The 24,486-nt window shown below is 74.3% G+C and carries 21 protein-coding genes and 1 pseudogene; 11 read left to right on the top strand and 11 right to left on the bottom strand.

The annotated features are described in order from the left end of the window. Positions 1-4 precede the first annotated feature (4 nt). The gene (locus IE271_RS22895) at positions 5-1,246 is read left to right on the top strand and encodes a lactonase family protein (protein WP_190192282.1); all 1,242 of its coding nucleotides are present in this window, start codon (positions 5-7) and stop codon (positions 1,244-1,246) included. Here IE271_RS22895 and IE271_RS22890 read toward each other — a convergent pair. The 9 genes from IE271_RS22890 to IE271_RS22850 form a co-directional block, all read right to left on the bottom strand. Continuing rightward, on the bottom strand, positions 1,214-1,939 hold the full coding sequence (locus IE271_RS22890) for a DUF2470 domain-containing protein (protein ID WP_190192281.1): 726 nt from the start codon (positions 1,937-1,939) through the stop codon (positions 1,214-1,216). The two genes, IE271_RS22895 and IE271_RS22890, sit on opposite strands and share 33 nt — an antisense overlap. A 120-nt stretch (positions 1,940-2,059) precedes the next feature. Continuing rightward, complete coding sequence (locus tag IE271_RS22885) at positions 2,060-2,932, bottom strand: pentapeptide repeat-containing protein (protein WP_190192280.1); 873 nt, start codon at positions 2,930-2,932, stop codon at positions 2,060-2,062. Between the two features lie 238 nt (positions 2,933-3,170). Further along, a complete protein-coding gene (locus IE271_RS22880; RefSeq protein ID WP_190192279.1) occupies positions 3,171-4,472 on the bottom strand; it encodes an alpha/beta fold hydrolase in 1,302 nt (433 codons plus the stop codon). Positions 4,473-4,629: 157 nt separating this feature from the next. Then, on the bottom strand, positions 4,630-5,661 hold the full coding sequence (locus IE271_RS22875; RefSeq protein WP_190192278.1) for a LacI family DNA-binding transcriptional regulator: 1,032 nt from the start codon (positions 5,659-5,661) through the stop codon (positions 4,630-4,632). A 283-nt stretch (positions 5,662-5,944) separates the two neighbouring features. After that, positions 5,945-6,265, bottom strand: a complete 321-nt coding sequence (locus tag IE271_RS22870; RefSeq protein WP_190192277.1) for an L-rhamnose mutarotase — start codon at positions 6,263-6,265, stop codon at positions 5,945-5,947. A 10-nt stretch (positions 6,266-6,275) separates the two neighbouring features. After that, positions 6,276-7,361 carry a rhamnose ABC transporter substrate-binding protein gene (rhaS, locus tag IE271_RS22865; protein WP_190192276.1) on the bottom strand — a complete coding sequence of 362 codons (1,086 nt, stop codon included), beginning with the start codon at positions 7,359-7,361 and terminating at the stop codon, positions 6,276-6,278. 33 nt (positions 7,362-7,394) lie between these two features. Then, entirely contained in the window at positions 7,395-8,393 is a 999-nt protein-coding gene (locus tag IE271_RS22860; protein WP_190192275.1) for an ABC transporter permease, read from the bottom strand. After that, the gene (locus IE271_RS22855; protein ID WP_190192274.1) at positions 8,386-9,426 is read right to left on the bottom strand and encodes an ABC transporter permease; all 1,041 of its coding nucleotides are present in this window, start codon (positions 9,424-9,426) and stop codon (positions 8,386-8,388) included. Before IE271_RS22855 ends, IE271_RS22860 begins: the two co-directional genes overlap by 8 nt. Beyond that, positions 9,423-10,940: a sugar ABC transporter ATP-binding protein gene (locus IE271_RS22850; protein WP_190192273.1), complete on the bottom strand. Its 1,518-nt coding sequence runs from the start codon at positions 10,938-10,940 to the stop codon at positions 9,423-9,425. The genes IE271_RS22855 and IE271_RS22850 overlap by 4 nt, the downstream gene beginning before the upstream one ends. Before the next feature lie 263 nt (positions 10,941-11,203). Between IE271_RS22850 and rhaI the strand changes: the two genes are divergently transcribed. The 8 genes from rhaI (at position 11,204) to IE271_RS22810 (ending at position 21,288) form a co-directional block, all read left to right on the top strand. Next, on the top strand, positions 11,204-12,364 hold the full coding sequence (gene rhaI, locus IE271_RS22845) for an L-rhamnose isomerase (RefSeq protein ID WP_190192272.1): 1,161 nt from the start codon (positions 11,204-11,206) through the stop codon (positions 12,362-12,364). A 314-nt stretch (positions 12,365-12,678) separates the two neighbouring features. After that, positions 12,679-14,718, top strand: coding sequence for a bifunctional aldolase/short-chain dehydrogenase (locus IE271_RS22840; RefSeq protein ID WP_190192271.1), 2,040 nt, complete (start codon positions 12,679-12,681; stop codon positions 14,716-14,718). Beyond that, on the top strand, positions 14,715-16,199 hold the full coding sequence (locus IE271_RS22835; RefSeq protein WP_190192270.1) for a rhamnulokinase: 1,485 nt from the start codon (positions 14,715-14,717) through the stop codon (positions 16,197-16,199). The genes IE271_RS22840 and IE271_RS22835 overlap by 4 nt, the downstream gene beginning before the upstream one ends. A gap of 133 nt (positions 16,200-16,332) precedes the next feature. Further along, on the top strand, positions 16,333-17,088 hold the full coding sequence (locus tag IE271_RS22830) for a (Fe-S)-binding protein (protein WP_190192269.1): 756 nt from the start codon (positions 16,333-16,335) through the stop codon (positions 17,086-17,088). 85 nt (positions 17,089-17,173) lie between these two features. Beyond that, entirely contained in the window at positions 17,174-18,631 is a 1,458-nt protein-coding gene (locus IE271_RS22825; RefSeq protein WP_190192355.1) for a LutB/LldF family L-lactate oxidation iron-sulfur protein, read from the top strand. Further along, complete coding sequence (locus IE271_RS22820) at positions 18,628-19,290, top strand: LutC/YkgG family protein (RefSeq protein WP_190192268.1); 663 nt, start codon at positions 18,628-18,630, stop codon at positions 19,288-19,290. The genes IE271_RS22825 and IE271_RS22820 overlap by 4 nt, the downstream gene beginning before the upstream one ends. Positions 19,291-19,466: 176 nt before the next feature. After that, positions 19,467-20,360 (top strand): lytic polysaccharide monooxygenase, encoded by an 894-nt coding sequence (locus IE271_RS22815; RefSeq protein WP_190192267.1) that lies wholly within the window; start codon positions 19,467-19,469, stop codon positions 20,358-20,360. 91 nt (positions 20,361-20,451) lie between these two features. Next, entirely contained in the window at positions 20,452-21,288 is an 837-nt protein-coding gene (locus IE271_RS22810) for an MBL fold metallo-hydrolase (RefSeq protein ID WP_190192266.1), read from the top strand. 30 nt (positions 21,289-21,318) lie between these two features. Here IE271_RS22810 and IE271_RS22805 read toward each other — a convergent pair whose 3' ends face one another. Then, on the bottom strand, positions 21,319-21,510 hold the full coding sequence (locus tag IE271_RS22805) for a DUF2795 domain-containing protein (RefSeq protein ID WP_190192265.1): 192 nt from the start codon (positions 21,508-21,510) through the stop codon (positions 21,319-21,321). Positions 21,511-21,669: 159 nt separating this feature from the next. On the opposite strand from IE271_RS22805, the gene IE271_RS22800 reads away from it, so the two are divergent. Next, complete coding sequence (locus IE271_RS22800) at positions 21,670-22,011, top strand: tetratricopeptide repeat protein (protein WP_190192264.1); 342 nt, start codon at positions 21,670-21,672, stop codon at positions 22,009-22,011. 107 nt (positions 22,012-22,118) lie between these two features. Here IE271_RS22800 and IE271_RS22795 read toward each other — a convergent pair whose 3' ends face one another. Beyond that, positions 22,119-23,558, bottom strand: a complete 1,440-nt coding sequence (locus IE271_RS22795; RefSeq protein WP_190192263.1) for a PepSY-associated TM helix domain-containing protein — start codon at positions 23,556-23,558, stop codon at positions 22,119-22,121. 192 nt (positions 23,559-23,750) lie between these two features. Between IE271_RS22795 and IE271_RS22790 the strand changes: the two are divergent. Continuing rightward, positions 23,751-24,416: pseudogene (locus tag IE271_RS22790) on the top strand (peptide deformylase); the annotation flags it as partial. Between the last annotated feature and the right edge of the window lie 70 nt (positions 24,417-24,486).

Here is a 24,486-nt window from a genome sequence, read left to right as displayed (position 1 = left end):
AGGCATGAGCAGTGGTACGGACCCGGCGCGCGGAAGCGGGCCCTTCGGCGGTGTGAGCAGGCGGCGCCTCCTCGGGACGCTGGGGGCGGCCGCGGCGGTGGCGACCGTCCCGGCCCCCGCTCCCCCGGCGGACCCGGCGCCCCCGGACGGCCCGCCGTCCCCGTCCGCCGGGCCGTCCCGCGGCGGCGCGGACACCGCCCGCCGGCCCGCCGGGCGGCGCCCGCTGTACCTCGGCACGTACACGTCCGTCGAGGGCGGCGGCAAGGGGATCGGCCTGGCGGAGTACGACGCCGCGACGGGACGCGTCACCGGCACGGGCACCGTCGTCGAGGTCGACGACCCGTCCTACCTGGCCGTCCATCCGGACGGCCGCACGCTGTACTGCGTGGCCGAGCGCGAGGAGGGCGCGGTGACGGCCGTCCGGCGCTCGGACGGCGGGCGGCACGAGGTGCTCGGCACGCGCGCCACCGGCGGCGCGGCACCCTGCCACCTGTCCGTGCACCCGTCCGGACGCTGGCTGCTGAGCGCGGAGTACGGCTCCGGGAGCGTGGCCGTGCACCCCGTCGGCGCCTCGGGCGCGCTCGGCGAACGGACCGACCGCGTCGTGCACTCCGCCCCGGAGCCGGGCCCCCGCCAGGACGGGCCGCACGCGCACCAGGTCCTCACGAGCCCGGACGGCGGCCACGTGCTGGCGGTGGACCTGGGCACCGACACCGTGTACACCTACCGCCTCGACGGGTCGGCGGGCACGCTGCGCCCCGTGTCCCGGGCGCGCACCCGTCCGGGCTCGGGCCCGCGCCACCTGGCCTTCCACCCCGGGGGCCGCTTCGCCTACCTCGCGAACGAGCTCGACGACACGGTCGTCGTCTGCGGCTACGACCCGGCCACCGGACGTCTCACGCCCGGCGACCCGCAGCCCACCGGAAGCGGCGGCGGCACCAACCACCCGGCGCAGCTGGTGGTCACCCCGGACGGGGCGTACGCGTACCTCGCCAACCGCGGCCACGACAGCCTGGCCCGCTACGCGGTCGAGGCGGACGGGGCCCGGCTGCGGCTGCTGGACACCGTGCCCGTGCGCGGCGGCTTCCCGCGCCACCTCGCGCTCTCCCCGGACGGCACCCTGCTGTTCGCGGCGAACCAGAGGTCGGGCACCGTCAGCGTCTTCAGCGTCGGACGGGACGGCGGCCTCGGGCCCGCGGGCGAGCCGTTCGCCTCACCCGTCGCCGTCTGTGCGCTGCCGCTGTAGGGCGCGCGGGCAGGAGACGTTGCCCGCCTGCGCGAGCAGGACGTGCATGCGCTCCGAGAGCTGCCCGAGGTCGTCGGCCGGCCGGTGGAACGGCAGCCGTACGTCGCCGTGGGAGCGGGCGCGCTCGATGCGCAGCGTCAGCCCGTGGCGGTCCACGGCCAGCGGCTGGACGCGCACCGCGCCGTGCAGGCTGCCGTGGTCGACGAGCCGGGTGAGCCGCTCGACCGCGTCCGGGTGGGCGTCGGCGAGGTGGGTCAGCAGCCGCGGCTCGGCGGTGGCCAGCGGGTCCGGCCGGGCCTTGGCGTACTCGTCCGGGCCGACGACGACGGCGCCCGCGGCGTCGCGGAGCACGACCCGGGTGGGCTCGAAGACCAGATGGGACTCCTCGTGCCGGAACCAGCCGGCAAGCCACAGGCGGCAGCGGATGCGGGACCGGACGGGGACGGGCGCGACGTCGGCGAACTCCAGGACGGCGGACGGCTCCCCGCGCGGCGCGCAGAGCGCCGCGGTGACCAGGTCGCTGTCCTCCGGCAGGTGCAGCAGCACTCTGCCGTCCTCTGCCACGTGGTGCGCGCCGATGAACTCCTCCCGGCCGCCCTCCGCTGTCACCGCGCAGGACCACGCCGAGGCGAGCACCGAGCGGGCCCGCTGGGCCGCGGCAGGCGCAGCCGTCCAGGTGTGACGGTCACCCATCCGAACCTCCAATTAGGTAAGCCTCACCTAACCTAACGGAGATCCGAGCGCACGCCAACCACCCGAGGCCCCCTGTCCCCCTGCCGTGTCTCCTCCCGGGCGCGCCGGCGCCGCGGCCGGTCAGCCCCGCGCCGGCCAGTGCCGGGGCCGCGCGAGCGACGGCGGCAGCTTCGTGCCGGCACCGCCCCGGGCCGCGTCGAGCTGCGGCTGTGTGAGGAAGATCGCGCCGGTCAGGTCGGCGTCCGTGAGGTCGGCGTCCCGCAGGTCGGCGCCGATCAGCTCCGCGCCCCGCAGGTCGGCCCCCGTCAGGTCGGCGGCGATGAGGTACGCGCCGCGCAGGTTGGCGCCTCTCAGGTCGGCGCCTCTCAGCCGCGCGCCCATGAGGTCCGCTCCCCGGCGGTCCTTCCTCCGGCCCCGTCCGCCGGCGGCGGCGCGGGCCAGCTCGCCCGCGCGCACCAGCAGCACGTTGGCCCCGGCCCGCACCGCCGGGACGTCCAGCTCCACCAGCTCCTGCGCGGGCAGCCGGGTGAGCGCGTCCACCTTCTCGAACTCCCGGCCGAGATCCGCGCGGATCGGACGGGCCGCCGGCAGCGCGCGGGCCTCGTCGAGGTAGCGCAGCAGCTCGTGCAGCTGCCGTACGACCGGGAAGACCTCGAACATCAGCCGGGTGCGCGCCTTCGGGCCGCCGCGCCAGTCCGCGCCGCCGAAGGTGACCTGCGAGACCTTCTGCCCGGCGCCGAAGCAGTCGTACACCGTGCAGCCCGTGAAGCCGCGCTCCCTGAGCCGCGCGTGGATGCCGCAGGTGGAGTCCGCCCGCAGGTTGCGGCACGGCTCGCCCGCGGCCTTGTCCACGGGGAAGTCCGCCGAGGCGGAGAAGGGCAGGGCGACGCAGCACAGCCCGAAGCAGCTGCCGCAGTCGGACCGCAGCTCGGTGGGCGGCACGGCCCGCGGTTCGGTACGCGGTACGGAGGCGGTGCCGGAGTCTTCACGCATGCCGACCAGCCTACGCAGTGGCGGGGCGCCGCCCGGCCGGGTCCGGAGCCGCACGATCGCCGGCCCCAGGCCGTACGGCCGCAGGACCCGGGCCGTACGGCCGCCGGGCTTGGGCGGGAAGACCGCCGGCCCGGGCGGGAAGACCCGCCGCCCCGGACAGGAGGACCCGCGGGCCCGGGCGGGAAGACCCGCCGACCCGGGCGGGAAGACCCGCGGGCCCGGGCGGGAAGGCCGTGGCTCAGACCTCGTCGCGGCTCAGCGCGAGCAGGCGGTCGAGGACGCGGGGGCCGCCCGCCCGCACGCCGTCGTGCTCGAACTCGTCCGTCACCCAGGTGCGCAGGCCGCGGATCGCGCGGGCGGTGGCCAGCGAGTGGTCCGCGTCGACGTACATGTCGTCGTGGTAGACCGCCGCCGCCACCGGCACCTCGTTGGCGGCGAGGCGCTCCTTGTCGTACAGCGGGGTCCAGTCGGTGCGCGCGGCGAGCAGGTCGGCGGTCTCGCGCAGCGGGCGCAGCGCCGGGTCGCAGTCGAAGGTCCAGGGGTGCACCGACTCGCCGGTGAACAGCAGCGGACCGTCGCCCGCCAGCGTCTTCGCCGCGTCGAACTGCGGGAACTCGGCGCGCACCCGCTCCGCGGACCAGGCGGTGGGCCGCTCGTCCTGGCCGTAGATCGCCTCGTGGACGAGGGCGTACAGGGGGTGGCCCGCGTACGACAGGGCCGTCTGCACCTCCTCCTGGAAGGCGTCGGACAGGGCCGGTCCCGAGGGCGTGCGCACGAAGGCGTCCTCCAGCAGGTAGTGCAGCCGGTGGCTGCCCTCGCCGCCGCCCAGCACGATCCCGAGGGACTGGAACGCCTCGACGGTCAGCCGGTAGCCGTTCGGCAGCACCGTCTCGTGCCGGAGCAGGTGCTCGGCGATGCGCCGGGCGCGCTCCACGTCCTGCGGGTAGCGCGCGTAGTGGGCCGCCACCTTGCGCTCGATGCGCGGGTACGCGGCGCGGTAGACGTCGTCCGCGTGGGCGTCGAGCGAGGGCAGCCCGCCGGTGATCAGCGCGGCGCTCAGGCCCTCGGGCGCGGCGGACAGGTAGTGGGTGGCGCAGAAGCCGCCGAAGCTCTGGCCGAGCACCGTCCAGGGGGCGCCGCCGGTGAGCTGCGGGCGGATCGCCTCGCAGTCGCGGACGATGGAGTCGGCGCGGAAGTGCGTCAGGTAGTCGGCCTGTTCGGCCGGGCCGCCGCGCAGCGGCAGGGTCTGCCGGTTGGCGGGCGTGGAGGCGCCCGTGCCGCGCTGGTCGAGCAGCAGCACCCGGAACTCCTCCAGGGCGCGGCCGAGCCAGGCCGGGCGGCCGATGAAACGGTTCGCCCCGAAGCCGGGACCGCCCTGGAGGTAGACCAGCCACGGCAGTTCGGCGCCCGCCTTGTCGCTCGCGACGGCCTCGCGCGCGAACAGCTCGATCGTCTCCCCCGCGGGGTCGTCGTGGTCGAGCGGCACGGTGAAGCGGCGGTCGGTGAGCACGACACCCGGCTGGCGGTAACTGACGCTCAACTGAGACTCCCCATACGGACGGACATTCCAGGCCGCGTCCCAGTTCAGCACATGGACGACCGCCCTTCGCAGGCGGGGACCCGCAACGCGCCCACTGACCGACCGATCAGTGTCATCGGCCCGCACCGCCGACCGGGCGGCCGGCGGGCAGGGGGTGTCAGCGCGGGGGCAGGCTGGAGCTGCGCACCACCAGCTCCGGCTGGAGCACCACGCGGCGGTGCTCGTGGGCGGTCCGGGACGCCTCGCTGCCGGTCCCGGTCTCCTCCAGCAGCAGCTGGGCGGCGAGCGCCCCCATGGTCACGGCGGGCTGGCGCACCGAGGTGAGCGGGACGGCCGCGGCGGCCGCGAACTCGATGTCGTCGTAGCCGACGATCGCCAGGTCGTCCGGGACGCCCACCCCGGCCGCGAACATGGCCTGGAGCACGCCGAGCGCGAGCAGGTCGTTGGCGCAGAACACGGCGGTGGGCCGGTCGGCGAGGCCGAGCAGCCGGGCCCCGGCGTCGCGGCCCGCGGCCACGTCGAGCCGCTCGGTGGGCAGCTCCCGCAGCGCGTCCGGGCCGAGCCCGGCCTCGGCCAGCGCCTCCAGGGCGCCCGTGCGGCGGTCGCGCACCTGGTTCAGGCCGGGCGGCCCGCTCACGTACGCGATCGAGCGGTGCCCCGCGTCGACCAGGTGCCGCACCGCCAGCGCGCCGCCCGCCACGTCGTCGACGGAGACGGAGCACTCGGTGGTGCCCTCGGCGACCCGGTCGACCAGCACGAACGGGATGCCGTGGCGGCGGAAGGCCTCGATGGTGCGCCCGGTGGCGTCGGCGGGCGTCAGCAGCACGCCGCGCACCCGCTGCTCGGCGAAGAGCGAGAGGTAGTCGGCCTCCTCGGCGGGGCTCTGCGCGCTGTTGCAGACCATGACGCCGAGTCCGGCGTCGCGGGCGGCGCGCTCGGCGCCGCGGGCGACGTCGACGAAGAAGGGATTGCCCATGTCGAGCACGAGCAGTCCCATGATGCGGCTGCGTCCGGCGCGCAGCTGCCGCGCCGACTCGCTGCGGACGTAGCCGAGGCGGTCGATCGCGGACAGGACGCGGGCGCGGGTCTCGGAGGCGACCGTGTCCGGGCGGTTGATGACGTTCGAGACGGTGCCGACGGAGACCCCGGCGACACGGGCGACGTCCTTGATACCCACCGACTGGGCCATCGGGCAAAGACCTCCAGGTGGACGGGGAGCGGCGGGTGCGTGTTCAGCCTACCCGCGGGATCCGCCCGTCCGGGCCGGGCTCCGGCGGACGCCGGGGCGGTGCGGGAGCGGCGACGGGACGCGCGCGCGGCGCCCCGCCACCGGGCGCCCCCGGGAGAACCGGACGGACGGGGCCGGCGGACGGAGTGGTCCGTCCGGGTCCCGTGCCGTCCGCGGGGGCGGGGGGACCCGCGGCGCGGGCCGCGGGCTTCCCCTCCTCCGCGGACGGAGGAGGGGAAGGCGGTCAGGCGAGGTGGAACACCTCCGTCAGCGGCTTCATGGCCTCGTCCGGGCGGGCGCCGTCCAGCGCCTCGAAGAACGGGGCCATCTCGGCCTGCCAGCGGGCGTTGACCTCGGTCTTCTCCATGGCGGCCTGCGCCGCGGCGAAGTCCTCGGTCTCCAGGTAGCCGACGAGCAGGCCGTCCTCGCGCAGGAAGAGCGAGTAGTTGTGCCAGCCGGTGGCCGTGAGCGCCTCGCACATCTCGGGCCACACGGAGGCGTGCCGCTCGCGGTACGCCTCGATCCGGTCCTGGCGGACCTTCAGCAGGAAGCACACGCGCTGCATGCCGGGCCGCCTAGAAGTCGAACTCGTCGATGTTCTCGGCGTCGAACACGGTGGGCCTGCCGAGGTTGATCACACCGTCCTTGCCGATGGTGTACTCGCCCATGTCGCCGGCCGTGAAGGTCTCGCCCTCCTTGCCGGTGATCCGGCCGGAGGCCAGCGCGACCGAGGTGTGCGCGGCGAGCTCGCCGAGCTTGGCCGGGTCCCACAGCTCGAACGCCTCGACGGTGCCGTTCTTGACGTACTTGCGCATGTCGTTGGGGGTGCCGAGGCCGGTCAGCCTGACCTTGCCCTTGTACTTCGAGCCGGACAGGTACTGGGCGGCCGCCTTGATGCCGACCGTGGTGGGCGAGATGATCCCCTTCAGGTTCGGGTGCTCCTGGAGCAGGCCCTGGGTCTGCTGGAAGGACTTCTGGGCGTCGTCGTCGCCGTAGGCGACCTTGACCAGCTCGATGTCCTTGTACTTGTCGTCCTTCAGCTCGTCCTTCATGTAGTCGATCCAGGTGTTCTGGTTCGTGGCGGTCTGCGCCGCCGACAGGATCGCGATCTCGCCCTTGTAGCCGATCTGCTCGGCGAGCAGCTGCACCTCGGTGCGGCCCAGGTCCTCGGCGCTGGCCTGCGAGACGAAGGCGTTGCGGCACTCGGCGTCGGCGTCGGAGTCGTAGGTGACGACCTTGATGCCGTTCTTCATGGCCTGCTTGAGCGCGGTGCACAGGGCGCCCGGGTCCTGGGCGGACACGGCCATCGCGTCGACCTGCTGCTGGGTGAGCGTGTTGACGTAGGAGACCTGGCCCGCGGTGTCGGTGCCGCTGCTGGTGCCGACCTCCTTGTAGGTGGAGCCCAGCTCCTTCACGGCCTTCTCGCCGCCCTTGTCGGCGGTGGTGAAGTACGGGTTGTTGACCTGCTTGGGCAGGAAGGCGACCGTCAGGCCCTTCTTGGTCTCGGCGTTCGGGTCGGCCTTGCCGGCCGAGGCGCCCGAGCCGCCCTCCTCCTTCTTGACGTCGTTCTTGGTGGTGCCGCCGCAGGCGGTCGCGGCCAGCGTGAGCGAGGTGACGGCCGCGAGCGCCGCACAGGCACGGCGGAGCGAAGACTTGCGCATGGCGGGAGTCCTTTACGGGGTACGAGGGGGTGGCTACGGGGTCGGAGTCGGGGTGGAGGCGGCTCTGCGCCCCGCCCTCGCGACGGAGATCTGGCGCGCGACCCGGGGGCCGAGCACGGAGATCACGAGCAGGACGCCCGTGACGACGATCTGGGACTGCGCGGAGACGTTCACCAGGCTCATCACGTTCTGCAGCGCGCCCAGCAGGAAGACGCCGGCGATCGCGCCGCCCAGGGTGCCCTTGCCGCCGTCGAAGTCGATGCCGCCGAGGAGGACGGCGGCCACGACCGACAGCTCCAGGCCGCCTGCGTTGTCGTAACGGGCGCTGGCGTAGTGCAGCGCCCAGAAGACGCCGGTCAGCGAGGCCATGAGGCCGGTGAGGACGAACAGGACCAGCTTCTGCCGCTTGACCCGGATGCCCGCGAACCGAGCGGCCTCCTCGCTGGCGCCGACGGCGAACAGCGAGCGCCCGAACGGCGTGGCGTGCAGCGCGACGACGGCGATCGCGAGCAGCACCAGGAAGGGCAGGAAGGCGTACGGGACGAACGTGTCGCCGATGCGGCCGGCGGCGAAGTCCAGGTACTGGGCGGGGAAGTCGGTCACGGCGTCGGAACCGAGCACGATCTGCGCGATGCCCCGGTAGGCGGCCAGCGTGCCGATGGTGACGGCGAGCGAGGGCAGTCCGAGCCGGGTGACCAGCAGGCCGTTGACCAGGCCGCACACCACGCCGAGCAGCAGGCACAGCGGGATGATCGCCTCGATGGTGAGGCCGGCGTTCCACAGCGCGCCCATCACGGCGCCGGACAGGCCCGCGGTGGAGGCCACCGACAGGTCGATCTCGCCGGAGACCACGAGCATCGTCATGGGCAGTGCGATCAGGGCGATGGGCAGGGTGTTGCCGATCAGGAACGACAGGTTCAGCGCGTTGCCGAAGCCGTCGACGAAGCCGAAGGACAGCAGCAGCACGACGATGAGGAGCGCGCCGACGACCGTGTCCCAGCGGACGGCTCGGGAGAGGGCGGAGTCAGCCATGGCGGGCGTTCCTCTTCTTCAGGGCGGACGCCACGCGCAGCGCGACGACCCGGTCGACGGCGATGGCGAGGATGAGCAGGACGCCGTTGATGGCGAGCACCCACACCGAGCTGACGCCCAGGGCGGGCAGCACACTGTTGATCGAGGTCAGCAGCAGGGCACCGAGGGCGGCGCCGTAGACGCTGCCGGAGCCGCCGGTGAAGACGACGCCGCCGACGACGACGGCGCTGACGACGGTCAGCTCGTAGCCGTTGCCGGTGCCGGAGTCGACGTTGCCGAACCGGGCCAGGTACAGCGCGCCGGCCAGGCCCGCGAGGGCGCCGCAGAAGGTGTAGGCGGCGAGGATGCGCTTGCGCACCGGGATGCCCGCCAGCCGCGCGGCCTCCGGGTTGGAGCCGAGCGCGTACAGCTCGCGGCCGCTGCCGAAGTGCTTGAGGTAGTACGCGGTGCCCACCAGGACGGCGAGCGCGATCAGCGCCAGCCACGGCACGGCCGAGACGCCGCCGGCGCCGAAGTCGATGAAGCCGTCCGGGAGGTCGGCCGCGGTGATCTGCCGGGAGCCGACCCAGATCGAGTCGATGCCGCGGATGATGTAGAGCGTGCCCAGGGTGACCACGAGCGCGGGGACCTGGCCGAAGCTGACGAGCAGGCCGTTAAGCACGCCGAAGGCGATGCCGAGCAGGACCGCGAGGACGATCGCGACGACGGGGTTCCCGCCGCCCTGGAGGTAGGTGCCGGCGGCGAAGGCGCTGATGCCGAGGGTGGAGCCGACCGACAGGTCGACGTTGCGGGTGATGACGACGAGCGACTGACCGGTGGCGACGAGCACCAGGATGGTCGCGTTCAGCAGCAGGTCCTTGATGCCCTGCTCGGACAGGAACTCGCTGTTGCCCGCCTGGGTGACGGCGATCATCACCAGGAAGACGGCCAGGATGGCCAGCTCGCGCATCTTGAAGACGCGGTCGACCAGGCGGGTCCCGCTGGACTTGGGCACCTCTGCGACGGGTGCGGACTCGGGAGCGGTCACCGTCATGCGGCGGCCCTCCCCGTGGCTGCGGCCATCACCGTCTCCTCGGTGGCTTCGGAGCGCGGGATCTCGGCGGTGAGCCGGCCCTCGTGCATCACCAGCACGCGGTCGGCCATGCCGAGGATCTCGGGCAGGTCGGAAGAGATCATCAGGACGGCCACGCCGTCGGCCGCCAGGCTCGAGAGCAGCCGGTGCACCTCGGCCTTGGTGCCGACGTCGATGCCGCGGGTGGGCTCGTCGACGATCAGCACCTTGGGGCCGGTGGCCAGCCACTTGGCGAGGACGACCTTCTGCTGGTTGCCGCCGGACAGGGTGGAGACGGCGTCGGCGATCCGGGCGTACTTGACCTGGAGCCTCACCGCCCAGTCCAGCGAGCGGCTGCGCTCGGCGCCGCGGTTCATCAGACCGGCCTTCACGGTCGTACGGAGACCGGTGAGGCCGATGTTCCGCTCGATGGACATGTCCATCACCAGGCCCTGGGCCCGGCGGTCCTCGGGCACGAGCGCGAGGCCGGCGGCCATGGCCGTGGAGGGCGCGCCGTTCGTGAGCGCCTTCCCGTCGACCTCGACCTCGCCCGCGTCCCAGCGGTCGACGCCGAAGACGGCGCGGGCCACCTCGGTGCGTCCGGCGCCGACGAGGCCGGCCAGGCCGACGATCTCGCCGCACCGCACGTCGAAGGAGACGTCGGTGAAGACGCCCTCGCGGGTCAGCCGGCGCACGCTCAGCGCGACGGCGCCGGGCTCGACGTCCTGCTTGGGGTAGAGCTCCTCCAGGTCGCGGCCGACCATGCGGCGCACGAGGTCGTCCTCGGTCATGCCCTCCAGCGGCTCGCTGGAGATGTACGCGCCGTCCCGCAGGGTGGTCACGCGCCGGCAGATCTCGAAGATCTCCTCCAGGCGGTGGGAGATGAACAGGACGGCGGCGCCCTGTTCGCGCAGGGTGCGCACGACGCCGAAGAGCCGGGCGACCTCGCTGCCGGTCAGGGCGGCGGTCGGCTCGTCCATGATCAGGACGCGCGCGTCGAAGGAGAGCGCCTTGGCGATCTCCACGATCTGCTGGTCCGCGATGGACAGGCCGCGTGCCGGGCGGTCGGGGTCGAGCTCGACGCCGAGGCGCGTCATCAGCGCCAGGGTCGCCTCGTGCGTGGCCTTGTGGTCGATGCGGCCGAGGGCGCGCCGCGGTCGGCGGCCCATGAAGATGTTCTCGGCGATCGACAGGTCGGGGAAGAGCGTGGGCTCCTGGTAGATCACGGCGATACCCGCGTCGCGTGCGTCGGCGGGGCCGTGGAAGACGGTGGGCTCACCGTCGAGCAGCACCTGCCCGGCGTCCGGGCGGTGCACGCCGGCGAGTGTCTTGATGAGGGTCGACTTGCCCGCGCCGTTCTCGCCGGCGAGGGCGTGGACCTCGCCGGGGAAGAGCTCGAGGGACACGTCTCGCAGGGCGCGTACGGCGCCGAAGGACTTCGAGACGTCCTTCAGCGCGAGCACGGGGGCCGGACCCGTGTCGGACCGGTGGGTCATGAGGGCTCCTCAACGACGCACGGCGGGGCGACCTCACGGCGTCGTGAAAGGTTTCAACTAGGTTGCCGGGACGTTAGGCAGGACGAGTAGGTCCCGTCAATGGGTCGGGATCGAAAATTTTCGAATGTCAGAAGTAACGGCCCGGTCACGGATTTTCGTATGAGCCGGAGGGGTTGACAGCCCCTTGCGGCGCTCATAGCTTCCCATCCTGAATCGTTTCAGACTCGATGTCTCTCTGCCCCCCCTGTCGTAGGAGCCGTGAAGTGACCGAGCCCGCCGCCGTGAAGGCCGCCCTCAAGAACCAGGCCGTCGAGACGCCGTCGTGGGCGTACGGGAACTCGGGGACCCGGTTCAAGGTGTTCGCGCAGGCCGGAGTGCCGCGCACGCCGCAGGAGAAGCTGGAGGACGCCGCCAAGGTCCACGAGTTCACGGGCGCGGCGCCGACCGTCGCCCTGCACATCCCGTGGGACAAGGTCGACGACTACGCCGCGCTCGCCGAGTTCGCGCAGGACCACGGCGTGAAGCTCGGGACGGTCAACTCCAACACCTTCCAGGACGACGACTACAAGCTGGGCAGCGTCTGCCACCCGGACGCGGCCGTGCGCCGCAAGGCCCTGGACCACCTCTTCGAGTGCGTCGACATCATGGACGCGACCGGGTCCAGGGACCTGAAGCTGTGGTTCGCCGACGGCACCAACTACCCCGGCCAGGACGACGTCCGCGAGCGCCAGGACCGGCTCGCCGAGGCCCTGGCCGCGGTCTACGAGCGGCTCGGCGACGACCAGCGGCTGCTCCTGGAGTACAAGTTCTTCGAGCCGGCCTTCTACACCACCGACGTGCCGGACTGGGGCACGGCGTACGCGCACTGCCTCAAGCTCGGCCCCAGGGCGCAGGTCGTGGTGGACACCGGCCACCACGCGCCGGGCACCAACATCGAGTTCATCGTCGCCACGCTGCTGCGCGAGGGCAGGCTCGGCGCCTTCGACTTCAACTCCCGCTTCTACGCGGACGACGACCTGATGGTCGGCGCCGCGGACCCCTTCCAGCTGTTCCGCATCATGTACGAGGTGATCCGCGGCGGCGGCCTCACCTCCGACGTGGCCTTCATGCTCGACCAGTGCCACAACATCGAGGCGAAGATCCCCGCGATCATCCGCTCGGTGATGAACGTCCAGGAGGCGACGGCCAAGGCGCTGCTCGTCGACCGCGAGGCGCTCGCCGTCGCCCAGCGCTCCGGCGACGTGCTGGAGGCGAACGCCGTCCTGATGGACGCCTACAACACCGACGTGCGCCCGCTGCTGGCGGAGGTCCGCGAGGAGCTGGGCCTGGACGGCGACCCGATCGCGGCGTACCGCCGTTCCGGCTGGGCCGAGCGGATCACGGCGGAGCGTGTGGGCGGGCAGCAGGCGGGCTGGGGCGCGTAGGCCGTCCGGCCCGGTGGCGGTCGCGGGTCCGTGGCGGGCCCGCCGGGCCCGCCTGCCGGCCGGATTCGCCTCCCGGCAGGTCTCGCCTGACGGCGGGATTCGCCTGACGGCGGGTCTCGCCTGACGGCGGGTCTCGCCTGACGGCGGCCGCCGGTTCGCCGTGCGGCTCCGGGGCCGTTCGGCGGGTGCGGGTCGCTCGTGGCTGGTCGCGCAGTTCCCCGCGCCCCTGACGGGGCGCTTCCACCCGGTCCCGGGATTCGCCTGACGGGGCGCCCTCGGATAACCCGTTCACATACTTCGAAGGACTGGAACACATGGCAACCCATCCCGAAGCCGCCGCGCTTCTCGCCCGTTCGCACCGGCTCGGCGCCGATCCGCGCAACACCAACTACGCGGGCGGCAACGCCTCCGCCAAGGGCACCGACACCGACCCGGTGACCGGCGGCGACGTGGAGCTGATGTGGGTCAAGGGCTCCGGCGGCGACCTGGGCACGCTGACCGAGGCCGGGCTCGCCGTGCTGCGCCTGGACCGGCTGCGCGCGCTGACCGAGGTCTACCCGGGCGTCGAGCGCGAGGACGAGATGGTCGCCGCGTTCGACTACTGCCTGCACGGCAGGGGCGGTGCCGCGCCCTCCATCGACACCGCCATGCACGGACTCGTCGACGCCGCCCACGTCGACCACCTGCACCCCGACTCCGGTATCGCCCTCGCCTGCGCCGCCGACGGCGAGAAGCTGACCGCCGAGTGCTTCGGGGACAGTGTGGTGTGGGTGCCGTGGCGCCGGCCCGGCTTCCAGCTCGGCCTGGACATCGCCGCCGTCAAGGAGGCCAACCCGCAGGCCATCGGCTGCGTCCTGGGCGGCCACGGCATCACCGCCTGGGGCTCCACCGCCGAGGAGTGCGAGCGCAACTCGCTGCACATCATCCGCACCGCCGAGGCGTTCCTGCAGGAGCGCGGGAAGGCCGAGCCGTTCGGGCCGGTCCTCGACGGGTACGCCCCGCTGGGCGCCGCCGAGCGCCGCGAGCGGGCCGCCGCGCTCGCGCCCGTGATCCGGGCGATCGCCTCCCAGGACCGCCCGCAGGTCGGCCACTTCACCGACTCCGAGGTCGTCCTGGACTTCCTGGCCGGCGCCGAGCACCCGCGCCTGGCCGCCCTGGGCACCTCCTGCCCCGACCACTTCCTGCGCACCAAGGTGCGCCCCCTGGTCCTGGACCTGCCGCCCACCGCGCCCGTGGACGAGGCGGTCGCGCGGCTGAAGGAGCTGCACGCCGAGTACCGCACCCAGTACGCCGCCTACTACGAGCGGCACGCCGAGCCCGGCTCCCCCGCCATGCGCGGTGCGGACCCGGCGATCGTGCTGGTCCCGGGCGTGGGCATGTTCTCCTTCGGCAAGGACAAGCAGACCGCGCGCGTGGCGGGCGAGTTCTACGTCAACGCGATCAACGTGATGCGCGGCGCCGAGGCGGTGTCCACGTACGCGCCGATCGAGGAGTCGGAGAAGTTCCGCATCGAGTACTGGGCCCTGGAGGAGGCCAAGCTCCAGCGGATGCCGAAGCCGAAGCCGCTGGCCACGCGCGTGGCGCTGGTGACCGGCGCGGGCAGCGGGATCGGCAGGGCGATCGCGCACCGGCTGGTCGCCGAGGGCGCCTGTGTCGTCGTGGCGGACCTGAACGCCGGGAACGCCGCCGCCGTCGCCGAGGAGCTGGGCGGCCCCGACAAGGCCGTCGCGGTGACCGTGGACGTCACCGACGAGGAGCAGATCGCCGCGGCCTTCAAGGCGGCCGTCCTCGCCTTCGGCGGCGTCGACCTGGTCGTCAACAACGCCGGCATCTCCATCTCCAGGCCGCTCCTGGAGACCACGGCGAAGGACTGGGACCTCCAGCACGACATCATGGCCCGCGGCTCCTTCCTCGTCTCGCGCGAGGCGGCCCGGGTGATGATCACGCAGGGGCTCGGCGGCGACATCGTCTACATCGCCTCCAAGAACGCCGTCTTCGCCGGCCCGAACAACATCGCCTACTCCGCGACCAAGGCCGACCAGGCCCACCAGGTCCGCCTGCTGGCGGCCGAGCTGGGCGAGCACGGCATCCGTGTCAACGGCGTCAACCCGGACGGCGTGGTGCGCGGCTCGGGCATCTTCGCGGGCGGCTGGGGCGCGCAGCGCGCCGCCGTGTACGGGGTGGAGGAGGAGAAGCTCGGCGAGTTCTACGCCCAGCGCACCATCCTCAAGCGGGAGGTGCTGCCGGAGCACGTCGCGAACGCCGTGTTCGCGCTGACCGGCGGCGACCTGACGCACACCACCGGCCTGCACGTCCCGGTCGACGCGGGTGTGGCCGCCGCGTTCCTGCGATGACGGCGACGGCACCGGCGGCGGGCACGGGCCCGCGCGCGTACGCCGCGGTCGACCTCGGCGCGTCCAGCGGACGCGTCATGACCGGCCGCGTCGGCCGCGACCTGCTGGAGCTGACAGAGGCGCACCGCTTCCCCAACCGGCCGGTCCGCCTCCCCGAGGGGCTGCGCTGGGACGTCCTCGGCCTGTACGCCGGTGTGCTCGACGGACTGCGGGCGGCCGGCGCGCTGTGCGGCGGGCGGCTCGGCTCCGTCGGCATCGACAGCTGGGCCGTGGACTACGGTCTGCTGGACGCCGACGGGGCGCTGCTCGGCAATCCGGTGCACTACCGCGACGCCCGCACCGAGGGCGTCGCGGAGAAGGTGTGGGCGAGCGTCCCGGCGGACGAGCTGTACGCGGCGACGGGCCTGCAGTACGCGCCCTTCAACACGCTCTACCAGCTCGCCGCCGCGCGCGGCACCGCGCAACTGGCCGCCGCCGAGCGGCTGTTGCTCATACCCGACCTGCTGGCGTACTGGCTGACGGGCGAGCAGGGCACCGAGCTGACCAACGCCTCCACGACGCAGCTGATCGACCCGCGCACCGGCGACTGGGCGCGCGGCGTCGCGGACCGGCTGGGTGTCGACCTGGGCCTGTTCGCGCCGCTGCGGCGGCCGGGCGACCCGGCGGGCGCGCTGCGTGCGGAGCTCCTGGCCGAGCTGGGCCTGACCGGGCCCGTCCCGCTGACGACGGTCGGCTCCCACGACACGGCGTCCGCGGTCGCCGCGGTGCCGGCGGCCGACGAGCGCTTCGCCTACATCTGCACCGGCACCTGGTCCCTGGCGGGCCTGGAGCTGGACGCGCCGGTGCTGACCGAGGCGAGCCGCGCGGCCAACTTCACCAACGAGCTGGGCCTGGACGGCACGGTCCGCCACCTGCGCAACATCATGGGCCTGTGGCTGCTCCAGGAGTGCTGCCGCGCCTGGGGCGATCCCGACCTGGGCGAGCTGCTGCGCGAGGCGGCCGGGGTGCCGGCGCTGCGCTCGGTCGTGGACGCGGGGGACGCCGCGTTCCTCGCGCCGGGCCGGATGCCGGAGCGGATCGCGGCCGCGTGCCGGGACGCGGGGCAGCCGGTGCCGGAGTCCCGGGCGGAGATCACCCGCTGCATCCTCGACTCCCTCGCCCTGGCACATCGCCGGGCGGTCGCCGAGGCGCAGGCCCTGGCCGACCACCCGGTGGACGTGGTGCACATCGTGGGCGGCGGCACGCGCAACGCGCTGCTGTGCCAGCTGACGGCGGACGCCTGCGGGCTGCCCGTCGTCGCGGGCCCGGCCGAGGCCGCCGCGCTCGGCAACGTGCTCGTCCAGGCGCGGGCGCAGGGGCTGGTCGGCGACCGGGCGGAGATGCGCCGGCTGCTGGCCCGCACCCAGCCGCTGGAGCGCTACGAGCCGCGCGGGGACCGGGCGGCCTGGCGGGCGGCGGAGGACCGGCTCGCCGGCCGGTGAACCCGCCCCGCCCGCCGGGGCGGCGGGGTCCTCCCCGCTCACGGGGTACCGGGCCGGTGCGCGGAGGTCTCCCTTTGCGCACCGGCCGCCCCGTACCCTGCATTCATCCCATGTTCGATCACAAGGAGCCGCGATGCGTGTCGCCCTGTTCCTGACCTGTGTCAACGACACGCTCTATCCGGACACCGGACGTGCCGTGGTGAAACTGCTGACCAGGCTGGGCGTCGAGGTCGACTTCCCGATGGGCCAGACCTGCTGCGGGCAGGCGCACTACAACACCGGCTACCGCCACGAGGCCGAGCCGCTCGCCCGGAACTTCTCCGAGGTCTTCGGGGGGTACGAGGCGATCGTCACGCCGTCCGGATCGTGCGGCGCGATGGTGCGCGAGCTGTATCCGCGCATGGGCGAGCGGGCCCGCGCCGAGGGCCGCGGCGACACCCTCGCCCGCACCCTGGCGCCGGTGGTGCCCAGGACGTACGAACTGACGGAGTTCCTGGTGGACGTGGTCGGCGTGACGGACGTGGGGGCGTACTACCCGCACACCGTCACCTACCACCCGACCTGCCACGGTCTGCGCAGCCTCGGGCTGGGCGACCGGCCGCGGCGGCTGCTGGAGGCGGTCGGGGGCCTGGAGCTGCGGGAGCTGCCCGGCGCCGAGGAGTGCTGCGGCTTCGGCGGCACGTTCGCGGTGAAGAACTCCGACGTCTCCGCGGCGATGGGCGCCGACAAGGTGCGCAACGCCGCCTCGACGGGCGCGGACGTGCTGTGCGCGGCCGACAACTCGTGCCTGATGCACATCGGCGGCACGATGACGCGGCTGCGCGTCGGCATGCGCCCGGTCCACATCGCGGAGATCCTGGCGAGCACGGAAGAGGAGCCCCTGGCATGAGCGAGCGCGTCATGTGCGCCCCGCGCGCCGAGCACACCGAGTACGCCGGGAAGGAGCGGGACGCGTGAGCGGGACGTTCGTCGGCATGCCGGCCTTCCCGAAGGCCGCGCACGAGGCCGTGCGCGACACGACGCTGCGCGGCAACCTGCGCCACGCCACCCACACCATCCGCGCCAAGCGCGCCAAGGCCGTCGCCGAGGTGTCCGACTGGGCGGAGCTGCGCGAGGCGGGCAGGCGGATCAAGGACCACACGCTGCGCCACCTCGACCGCTACCTGGTGCAGTTGGAGGAGTCGGTCACGGCGGCCGGCGGCACCGTGCACTGGGCCGCCGACGCGGACGAGGCCAACCGCATCGTCGCCGACCTGGTCCGGGCCACCGGCGAGACCGAGGTCGTCAAGGTCAAGTCGATGGCCACGCAGGAGATCGGCCTCAACGAGGCGCTTCGGGCCGAGGGCGTCCACGCCTACGAGACCGACCTGGCCGAGCTGATCGTGCAGCTGGGCGATGACCGCCCCTCGCACATCCTGGTCCCGGCGATCCACCGCAACCGCGGCGAGATCCGCGACATCTTCCGCTCGGAGATGGGCGAGTGGGGCCGCCCGGCCCCCGAGGGACTGACCGACACCCCCGCCGAACTCGCCGAGGCCGCCCGGCTGCACCTGCGGGAGAAGTTCCTGCGCGCCAAGGTCGGCGTCTCCGGCGCCAACTTCATGGTCGCCGAGACCGGCACGCTGGTCGTCGTGGAGTCCGAGGGCAACGGCCGGATGTGCCTGACCCTGCCCGAGACGCTGATCTCGGTCGTCGGCATCGAGAAGATCGTGCCGACCTGGCGGGACCTGGAGGTCTTCCTGCAGACCCTGCCGCGTTCCTCGACGGCCGAGCGCATGAACCCGTACACGTCGACGTGGACGGGTACCGCCGACGGGGACGGCCCGCGCACCTTCCACCTGGTCCTGCTCGACAACGGCCGCACCGACACCCTCGCCGACGAGGTCGGCCGCCAGGCCCTGCGCTGCATCCGCTGCTCGGCCTGCCTCAACGTCTGCCCGGTCTACGAGCGGGCGGGCGGCCACGCGTACGGCTCGGTCTACCCCGGCCCGATCGGCGCCATCCTCAGCCCCCAGCTGCGCGGCACGCAGAGCGAGATCGACGCCTCCCTGCCGTACGCCTCCTCGCTGTGCGGCGCCTGCTACGAGGTCTGCCCGGTCGCCATCGACATCCCGGAGGTCCTGGTCCACCTGCGCGAACGCGTCGCCCAGGGCGGCGTCGTGACGCAGAGGGGCGCCAAGGTGATGCTGAAGCCCGCCAAGGGGCACACCGCCGAGCGGGCGGCGATGCGGGCGGCCCGCTGGGCGCTCGGCAGCCCGGGCGCGCTGCGCGCGGGCCAGCGGATCGCCTCGCGCTCGCGCCGCTTCCACCCGCGGACGCTGCCGGGGCCCGGCCGGGCCTGGAGCGCGAGCCGCGACCTGCCGCCGGTGCCCGCGGAGCCGTTCCGCGACTGGTGGCAGCGCACGCACGGCGGACAGGGGACTGGCAAGTGAGCAGCAGGGACCTGATCCTGGCCCGGGTGCGGCGCGCGCTCGCGGACGTACCGGCGGACGACACCCCGTACGAGCGGGCCGTCCCGCGCCCCTACGCGACCGAGCACGGCGACCGGACCGCCGAGCAGACGGTGGACCTCCTCGCGGAGAACCTCGCCGACTACCGGGCGCTCGTGCACCGCTGCACGACGGGCGAACTGCCGGGCACGCTGGCCCGGTTGCTGGCCGGGCGGGGCGCGGGCAGCGTCCTGGTCCCGCCGGGTCTGCCCGGGGCCTGGCTCGCGGAGGCCGACGGCGTGGAGCACGTACCCGACGCGGCCGGGAGCACCGCGCACGAACTGGACCGGGTCGACAGCGTGGTCACGGGCTGCGCGGTGGCGATCGCCGAGACCGGCACCATCGTCCTGGACGGCTCCCCCGACCAGGGGCGCCGCCGGATCACCCTCGTCCCCGACCACCACGTCTGCGTCGTGCGGGTGCCGGAGCAGGTCGTCTCCTCGGTCCCGCAGGCCCTGCCCCGGCTCGACCCGGCCCGCCCGCTGACCTGGATCTCGGGCCCGTCCGCGACCAGCGACATCGAACTGGACCGGGTGGAGGGCGTGCACGGCCCGCGCACGCTGGAGGTGGTGCTGGTGAGCGGGGCGGACGAGGGGAAGTAGCCGAGGGGCGCGGCGCCGCCCCCGCACACGGGCGGCCGCCGGTCCGGTGGGCGGCCGCTCCGGTCCGCGCTGAACGCCGGGCGGGTGCGGGCCGTACTCCACGGGACACCGATCGGTTCGGCCCCGACGGCGTCCCGCCGGGCCGGACGCCGTGCCGTGCCCAGGAGGTCCCGCGGATGGCCGTGTCCCGCGCCCGCACCCGTACCGCCGCCCTCGCCGGGGTCCTGCCGCTGCTGCTCGCGGTGGCGGCGGCCGGGCCCGCCGCCGCGCACGGGGCGCCGACGGACCCGGTCGGCCGGGTGGTGGCCTGCTCGCCGCAGGGCGGCGCGCAGGCCCGGTCGGCCGCCTGCCGGGCGGCGCGGGCGGCGGGCGGAAGCGCCTTCGCCGCCTGGGACGATCTCCGTGTGGCCGGGGTCGCGGGCCGTGACCGCCGGGTGATCCCGGACGGCCGGCTGTGCAGCGGCGGCCTCGACGCCTACCGGGGCCTGGACCTGGCCCGCGCCGACTGGCCGTCGACCCGCCTGCCCGCCGGGGGCCGCCTGACGCTGCGGTACGCCTCGACGATCCCGCACACCGGCACCTTCGAGCTGTACCTGACGAAGGACGGCTACGACCCGTCGAAGCCCCTGAACTGGTCCGACCTGGACACCCGCCCCTTCGCCACGGCCACCGACCCCGCCCTGGAGGACGGCGCGTACCGCGTCGCGGCGAAGCTGCCCGCCGGCCGTACGGGACACCACCTCCTCTACACGATCTGGCGGAACACGAGCACGCCGGACACGTACTACTCCTGCTCGGACGTGGTGCTGGCCGGTTCAGGCGACGCGGGCGGCGGCACGGCGGAGCGGACCGCGCCCGCCGCCTCCGCTTCCCCGCGCCCGCCGTCCCCGTCCCCCTCGGGGACGCCCGCGTCCGGGGCCGCCTCCGGCTCCCCGTCGCCCGACGGGACGGGGACCGTCGCGGGCGAGCCGGCCGCGGCGGCCGACCGCACGACCCTGCCGCTGGTCGCGGGCGCAGGGGCGGGCGTCCTGCTCCTCGCCGCCGCGGCCTTCGCCCTGCGCCGCCGCTGAGCGTCCGCAGGCGTACGCGTGTAGGCGGCGGCCCCGTGGTCACTCGGGCGGTGGCACGGAAGCGAGCGGTACGCGGCTGAAGGAGGCGGTCATGGAGCGGGCACCGGCGGACGGCACCGCGGAGATCCTGTTCATCGGCAACGCGACACTGCTGATCCGCTACGGCGGTCTGACGCTGCTGACCGATCCGAACTTCCTGCACAGGGGGCAGTTCGCCCACCTCGGGTACGGCCTGGTGTCGCGCCGGCTGACCGAGCCCGCACTGGACGCGGCGGACCTGCCCCACGCGGACCTGGACGCGGTCGTCCTGTCCCACCTGCACGGCGACCACTTCGACCGGGTGGCGCGGCGCCACCTGGACCGGGGGCTGCCCTTCGTCACCACCCCGCACGCCTCCCGCACCCTGCAGGGCCTGTTCGGCTACCGCCGGGCCATGGGGCTGCGCACGTGGGAGAGCCACACCCTGCGGCGCGGCGACTCGACGGTGCGGATCACCTCGCTGCCCGGCCGGCACGCCCTCGGCCCGGTGGGCGCCCTCCTTCCCCCGGTGATGGGAAGTCTGCTGGAGTTCGGCGACCGCTCCGGGGAGGTCCGCCTGGTGCTCTACCTGACCGGCGACACGCTGTACCACGACGAGCTGGGGGAGATCGCCCGCAGGTACCCGGACATCCACCTGGCGGTACTGCACCTGGGCGGCACGACGCTGCCCGGTGGCCTGATGGTGACCATGGACGCCGGGCAGGGCAACGACCTGCTGGAGGCGATCGGCCCGCGCCGCGTCCTGCCGGTCCACTACGACGACTACGGCGTCTTCCGCTCCCCGCTGTCCGCCTTCCTCGCGGAGGCGGAGCGCCGCGGGCACGGCGCGCGGGTGGTGCGCTGCGGGCGGGGCGAGCGGGTGACGGTCGGGGCGGACGCCGTCGTGTGAGGGCACTCCCCCCGCTGGGGCCGTACCGCCTCAGGTGTGCCGGTTGACCTCCTTGTTGATCTCGGCCGGGGTGCCGTACTCCTTGTCGGGCAGCGCCTCCAGGGCTCCCATGATCTCCTTGTCGGCGCCGTGCTGCTTGGCCTGGTCCACGACGGTCTTCTTGTCGGCGGGGTAGTTCATGCCGCCGAGGCACTTCTGCAGTTCGATGGGGTTCACGTTCATGGCGCGATGCCTACCCGGAGCGGCCCCGCGCCGTGCGGCGCCGGGTCCTTCATGACGCGAATGGGCGCGCCGGGCACGGCCCGCAGGGGGCCGGTCGGGGAGGCGGAATATCCGCCGCTCTCCCGCCGTTCGGGCTGGTCGGAAGGGAGCTTCAGCGAGATGAAGTACTACGAGCAGGGCACGTCGGCGGAGCGTTGGGAGCGGGCGCGGACGTTCTTCGACGCCAAGAGGTACTCCATGGCGGCGGACATCCTCGGCGGCCTCGTCGAGGAGGTGCCGGACCAGGTCGGGCCGCGGCTGCTGCTGGCCCGCGCGTACTACCACTCGGCCCAGCTCAAGCGCGCCGAGGACCAGCTGCGCGTCCTCGTCGAGCGCGACCCGGCCGAGCACTACGCCCGGCTGATGCTCGGCCGCACGCTCCAGCGCCAGGGCCGCGACGCGGAGGCGGAGCCGCACCTGCGCCTCGCCTCGGCGCTGGCCGGTGACTTCGCCGCGCTGTAGGAGGCGACGGCCCGGGCCGGACGCGGAACGAAGGAAGGGCGGTGCGGTGACGGCCGCGTGCATGGCTGTCACCGCACCGCCCTTTCCCACGCCCTCGTCAGGGCCGCTCAGACGTAGGTCCGCTTCCCCCCGCGGTGGGCGATCTCGCCCAGCACGACGTCCACGGCCACGAAGGCCGCCAGCGGGATACCGAGGAGCGGCACGAAGTACCCCAGGACGGCGACCGCCGCCATCAGCGGGACGAGCAGCAGCGGGGGCACCTGCTGCCAGGCGCCGCGCGGTACGGGGCGGCCGAACCGCCCGGCGCGGCCGCGCAGCCACCACATGCGGTAGCCCCATACGGTCAGCAGGACCAGGCCGAGTCCGAGCGCCATCAGCACGAGCTGGTTGACCAGGCCGAACAGGACGCCGGTGTGGGCGTCGATGCCCCAGCGGGACAGCTTGGCGAGCACGGGGTGGTCCGCGAAGCGCACCACGTCGGTCACCTCGCCGCTCGCCGGGTCGACGGCCACCGCGTCCTGCTTGGTGGGCCAGGCGCGCTGCACCTGCTGGACGACGTACGCGGAGGAGGCGTCGGCCGGCGGCACGATCTCCACCGGGTTCTCCAGGCCCTGTGCGCGGGCGGCCGCCAGGACCTTGTCCACGCCGACGTCCCGCCCGTGCGTCCCGGCCGCCGCTCCGCCTCCGCCCGCCGCGCCCCCGTGTCCGGCGTGCTCGCCGCCGGCGTCCCCGCCGGCCACCTGTGCCGACACGGAGGGCGTGGCCTGGTGGAGGGCCGCGCGCAGGTCCGTGACGTTGGCCCCGGCGTACGTCGACCAGGTCAGTCCGGTCGCGGAGAGGAAGAAGAGCCCGAGCGCCGCCCACACGCCGACCGAGCCGTGCAGGGCGAGGACGCGGCGGCGGCCGGTGGCGCCGCGCACCTTCCGCCGGGCGCGGCGGCGCGCGCACCACAGCACCAGGCCGCCGCCCGCGACGACCCACAGCCAGCTGGCCGCGAGTTCGCTGTAGAGGCGGCCGGGCCGGCCCAGGTGCAGGTTCGCGTGCAGCTGGTCGATCCAGGTGCGCAGCGGCAGCGCGCCCGTGGACCCGTACTGTTCGAGGGCGCCGCGGACCTCGCCGGTGTAGGGGTCGACGAAGACGGCGAGCGTGTGGCCGGGGTCGACGCCGGGGACGCCGGACAGCATCACTCTGGTGGTCGCGTCGGCCTCGGGCGCGGGGCGCACGGCGGAGAGGGTGCCTTCGGGGTGCGCCTTGCGGGCGGCGGCGATCTGCTCCGACACGGGCAGCTCCCGGTCGCCGACGGCGGGGACGGTCAGCTCGTGGTCGTAGACGATCTCCTCGGCCTGGAACGACGCCGCGTACAGTACGCCGGTCACCGCGGCGACCAGCAGGAACGGGGCGATCAGCACCCCCGCGTAGAAGTGCAGTCGCAGCACGAGCGGGCGCAGCGCCGACCACGGCGAGCGGCGGGGCGGGACCGGGGCGGGCTGCGGACGGGACGGCGACCGGGGGGACTCGTCCGTCGCGGGCGGCGGGGCGGTGGACATGGGTGCGCTTCTCCCGTGGGCAGGGGGCGGGGCCGGACCGCGGACGGATCCGGCCACGGCAGTCCAGTAGTCGGGGCGCGGGGCCGGCGGGTTCCCGGACAAGGCGTGTGGCATGGGTCACACCGGTGGGGCTCGAGCCGGTTCCCGGGGCGCCGCTTCGCGGTGCGCCCCCGCTCTTGGCATGCTGGCGCGATGGCATCCCCCCGAGAGCGGAGCAGTGAGCGCATGGTGTCCCGGACCCTCGCCGAGCACGTCGAAGAACTCCTGGAGCACGAGGGCCCGTTGCCGATCGTCACCGCGGGCGACCCGGTGCTGCGCCGGGCCGCCGAGCCGTTCGACGGACAGCTGGAACCGGCGCTGCTGGCCCGGTTCACGGCCGCCCTGCGCGCCACGATGCACGCCGCGCCGGGGGTCGGCCTCGCGGCGCCGCAGGTCGGCGTCCCGCTGCGGCTGGCGGTGGTCGAGGACCCGGCGCCGGTGCCGGAGGAGGTGCGGACGGCGCGCGGCCGGGTGCCCCTGCCGTTCCGCGTCCTGGTCAACCCCGTGTACGAACCCGTCGGCCCGGACCTCGCCGCCTTCTTCGAGGGCTGCCTGAGCGTGCCGGGCTGGCAGGCGGTGGTGTCCCGGGCCGCCCGGGTGCGGCTGCGGGCGCTGGACGAGCGGGGGCGGGCGGTGGACGAGGAGTTCTCCGGCTGGCCCGCGCGCATCGTCCAGCACGAGACGGACCACCTGGACGGCACGCTCTACCTCGACCGCGCGGAGACGCGCTCGCTCGCCACGAACCAGGCGGTGGCGGAGCGCTGGAGCCAGCCCACCCCGGAGCGGGCCGCGGCCGGGCTGGGCTTCGAACTGCCGGGCCGCGCCCGGGCGGCGGACGGCGGACGCCGAGGGGCGGGGGCCCGCCGGCCACCGCGGCCGGCGGCCGGCG

Source organism: Streptomyces minutiscleroticus, assembly GCF_014650875.1.
Taxonomy (GTDB): Bacteria; Actinomycetota; Actinomycetes; order Streptomycetales; family Streptomycetaceae; genus Streptomyces; species Streptomyces minutiscleroticus.
Note: the sequence above shows the minus strand (reverse complement) of the source record. Positions and strands in the feature narration are given on the sequence as shown.

Bases quoted from the DNA above. Each gene is read 5' to 3' on its own strand.
- IE271_RS22895 (WP_190192282.1), top strand. From the start codon at position 5: ATGAGCAGTGGTACGGACCCGGCGCGCGGAAGCGGGCCCTTCGGCGGT.
- IE271_RS22890 (WP_190192281.1), bottom strand. From the start codon at position 1,939: ATGGGTGACCGTCACACCTGGACGGCTGCGCCTGCCGCGGCCCAGCGG.
- IE271_RS22885 (WP_190192280.1), bottom strand. From the start codon at position 2,932: ATGCGTGAAGACTCCGGCACCGCCTCCGTACCGCGTACCGAACCGCGG.
- IE271_RS22875 (WP_190192278.1), bottom strand. From the start codon at position 5,661: ATGGCCCAGTCGGTGGGTATCAAGGACGTCGCCCGTGTCGCCGGGGTC.
- IE271_RS22870 (WP_190192277.1), bottom strand. From the start codon at position 6,265: ATGCAGCGCGTGTGCTTCCTGCTGAAGGTCCGCCAGGACCGGATCGAG.
- rhaS (WP_190192276.1), bottom strand. From the start codon at position 7,361: ATGCGCAAGTCTTCGCTCCGCCGTGCCTGTGCGGCGCTCGCGGCCGTC.
- IE271_RS22860 (WP_190192275.1), bottom strand. From the start codon at position 8,393: ATGGCTGACTCCGCCCTCTCCCGAGCCGTCCGCTGGGACACGGTCGTC.
- IE271_RS22855 (WP_190192274.1), bottom strand. From the start codon at position 9,426: ATGACGGTGACCGCTCCCGAGTCCGCACCCGTCGCAGAGGTGCCCAAG.
- IE271_RS22850 (WP_190192273.1), bottom strand. From the start codon at position 10,940: ATGACCCACCGGTCCGACACGGGTCCGGCCCCCGTGCTCGCGCTGAAG.
- IE271_RS22840 (WP_190192271.1), top strand. From the start codon at position 12,679: ATGGCAACCCATCCCGAAGCCGCCGCGCTTCTCGCCCGTTCGCACCGG.
- IE271_RS22835 (WP_190192270.1), top strand. From the start codon at position 14,715: ATGACGGCGACGGCACCGGCGGCGGGCACGGGCCCGCGCGCGTACGCC.
- IE271_RS22830 (WP_190192269.1), top strand. From the start codon at position 16,333: ATGCGTGTCGCCCTGTTCCTGACCTGTGTCAACGACACGCTCTATCCG.
- IE271_RS22825 (WP_190192355.1), top strand. From the start codon at position 17,174: ATGCCGGCCTTCCCGAAGGCCGCGCACGAGGCCGTGCGCGACACGACG.
- IE271_RS22815 (WP_190192267.1), top strand. From the start codon at position 19,467: ATGGCCGTGTCCCGCGCCCGCACCCGTACCGCCGCCCTCGCCGGGGTC.
- IE271_RS22810 (WP_190192266.1), top strand. From the start codon at position 20,452: ATGGAGCGGGCACCGGCGGACGGCACCGCGGAGATCCTGTTCATCGGC.
- IE271_RS22805 (WP_190192265.1), bottom strand. From the start codon at position 21,510: ATGAACGTGAACCCCATCGAACTGCAGAAGTGCCTCGGCGGCATGAAC.
- IE271_RS22800 (WP_190192264.1), top strand. From the start codon at position 21,670: ATGAAGTACTACGAGCAGGGCACGTCGGCGGAGCGTTGGGAGCGGGCG.
- IE271_RS22795 (WP_190192263.1), bottom strand. From the start codon at position 23,558: ATGTCCACCGCCCCGCCGCCCGCGACGGACGAGTCCCCCCGGTCGCCG.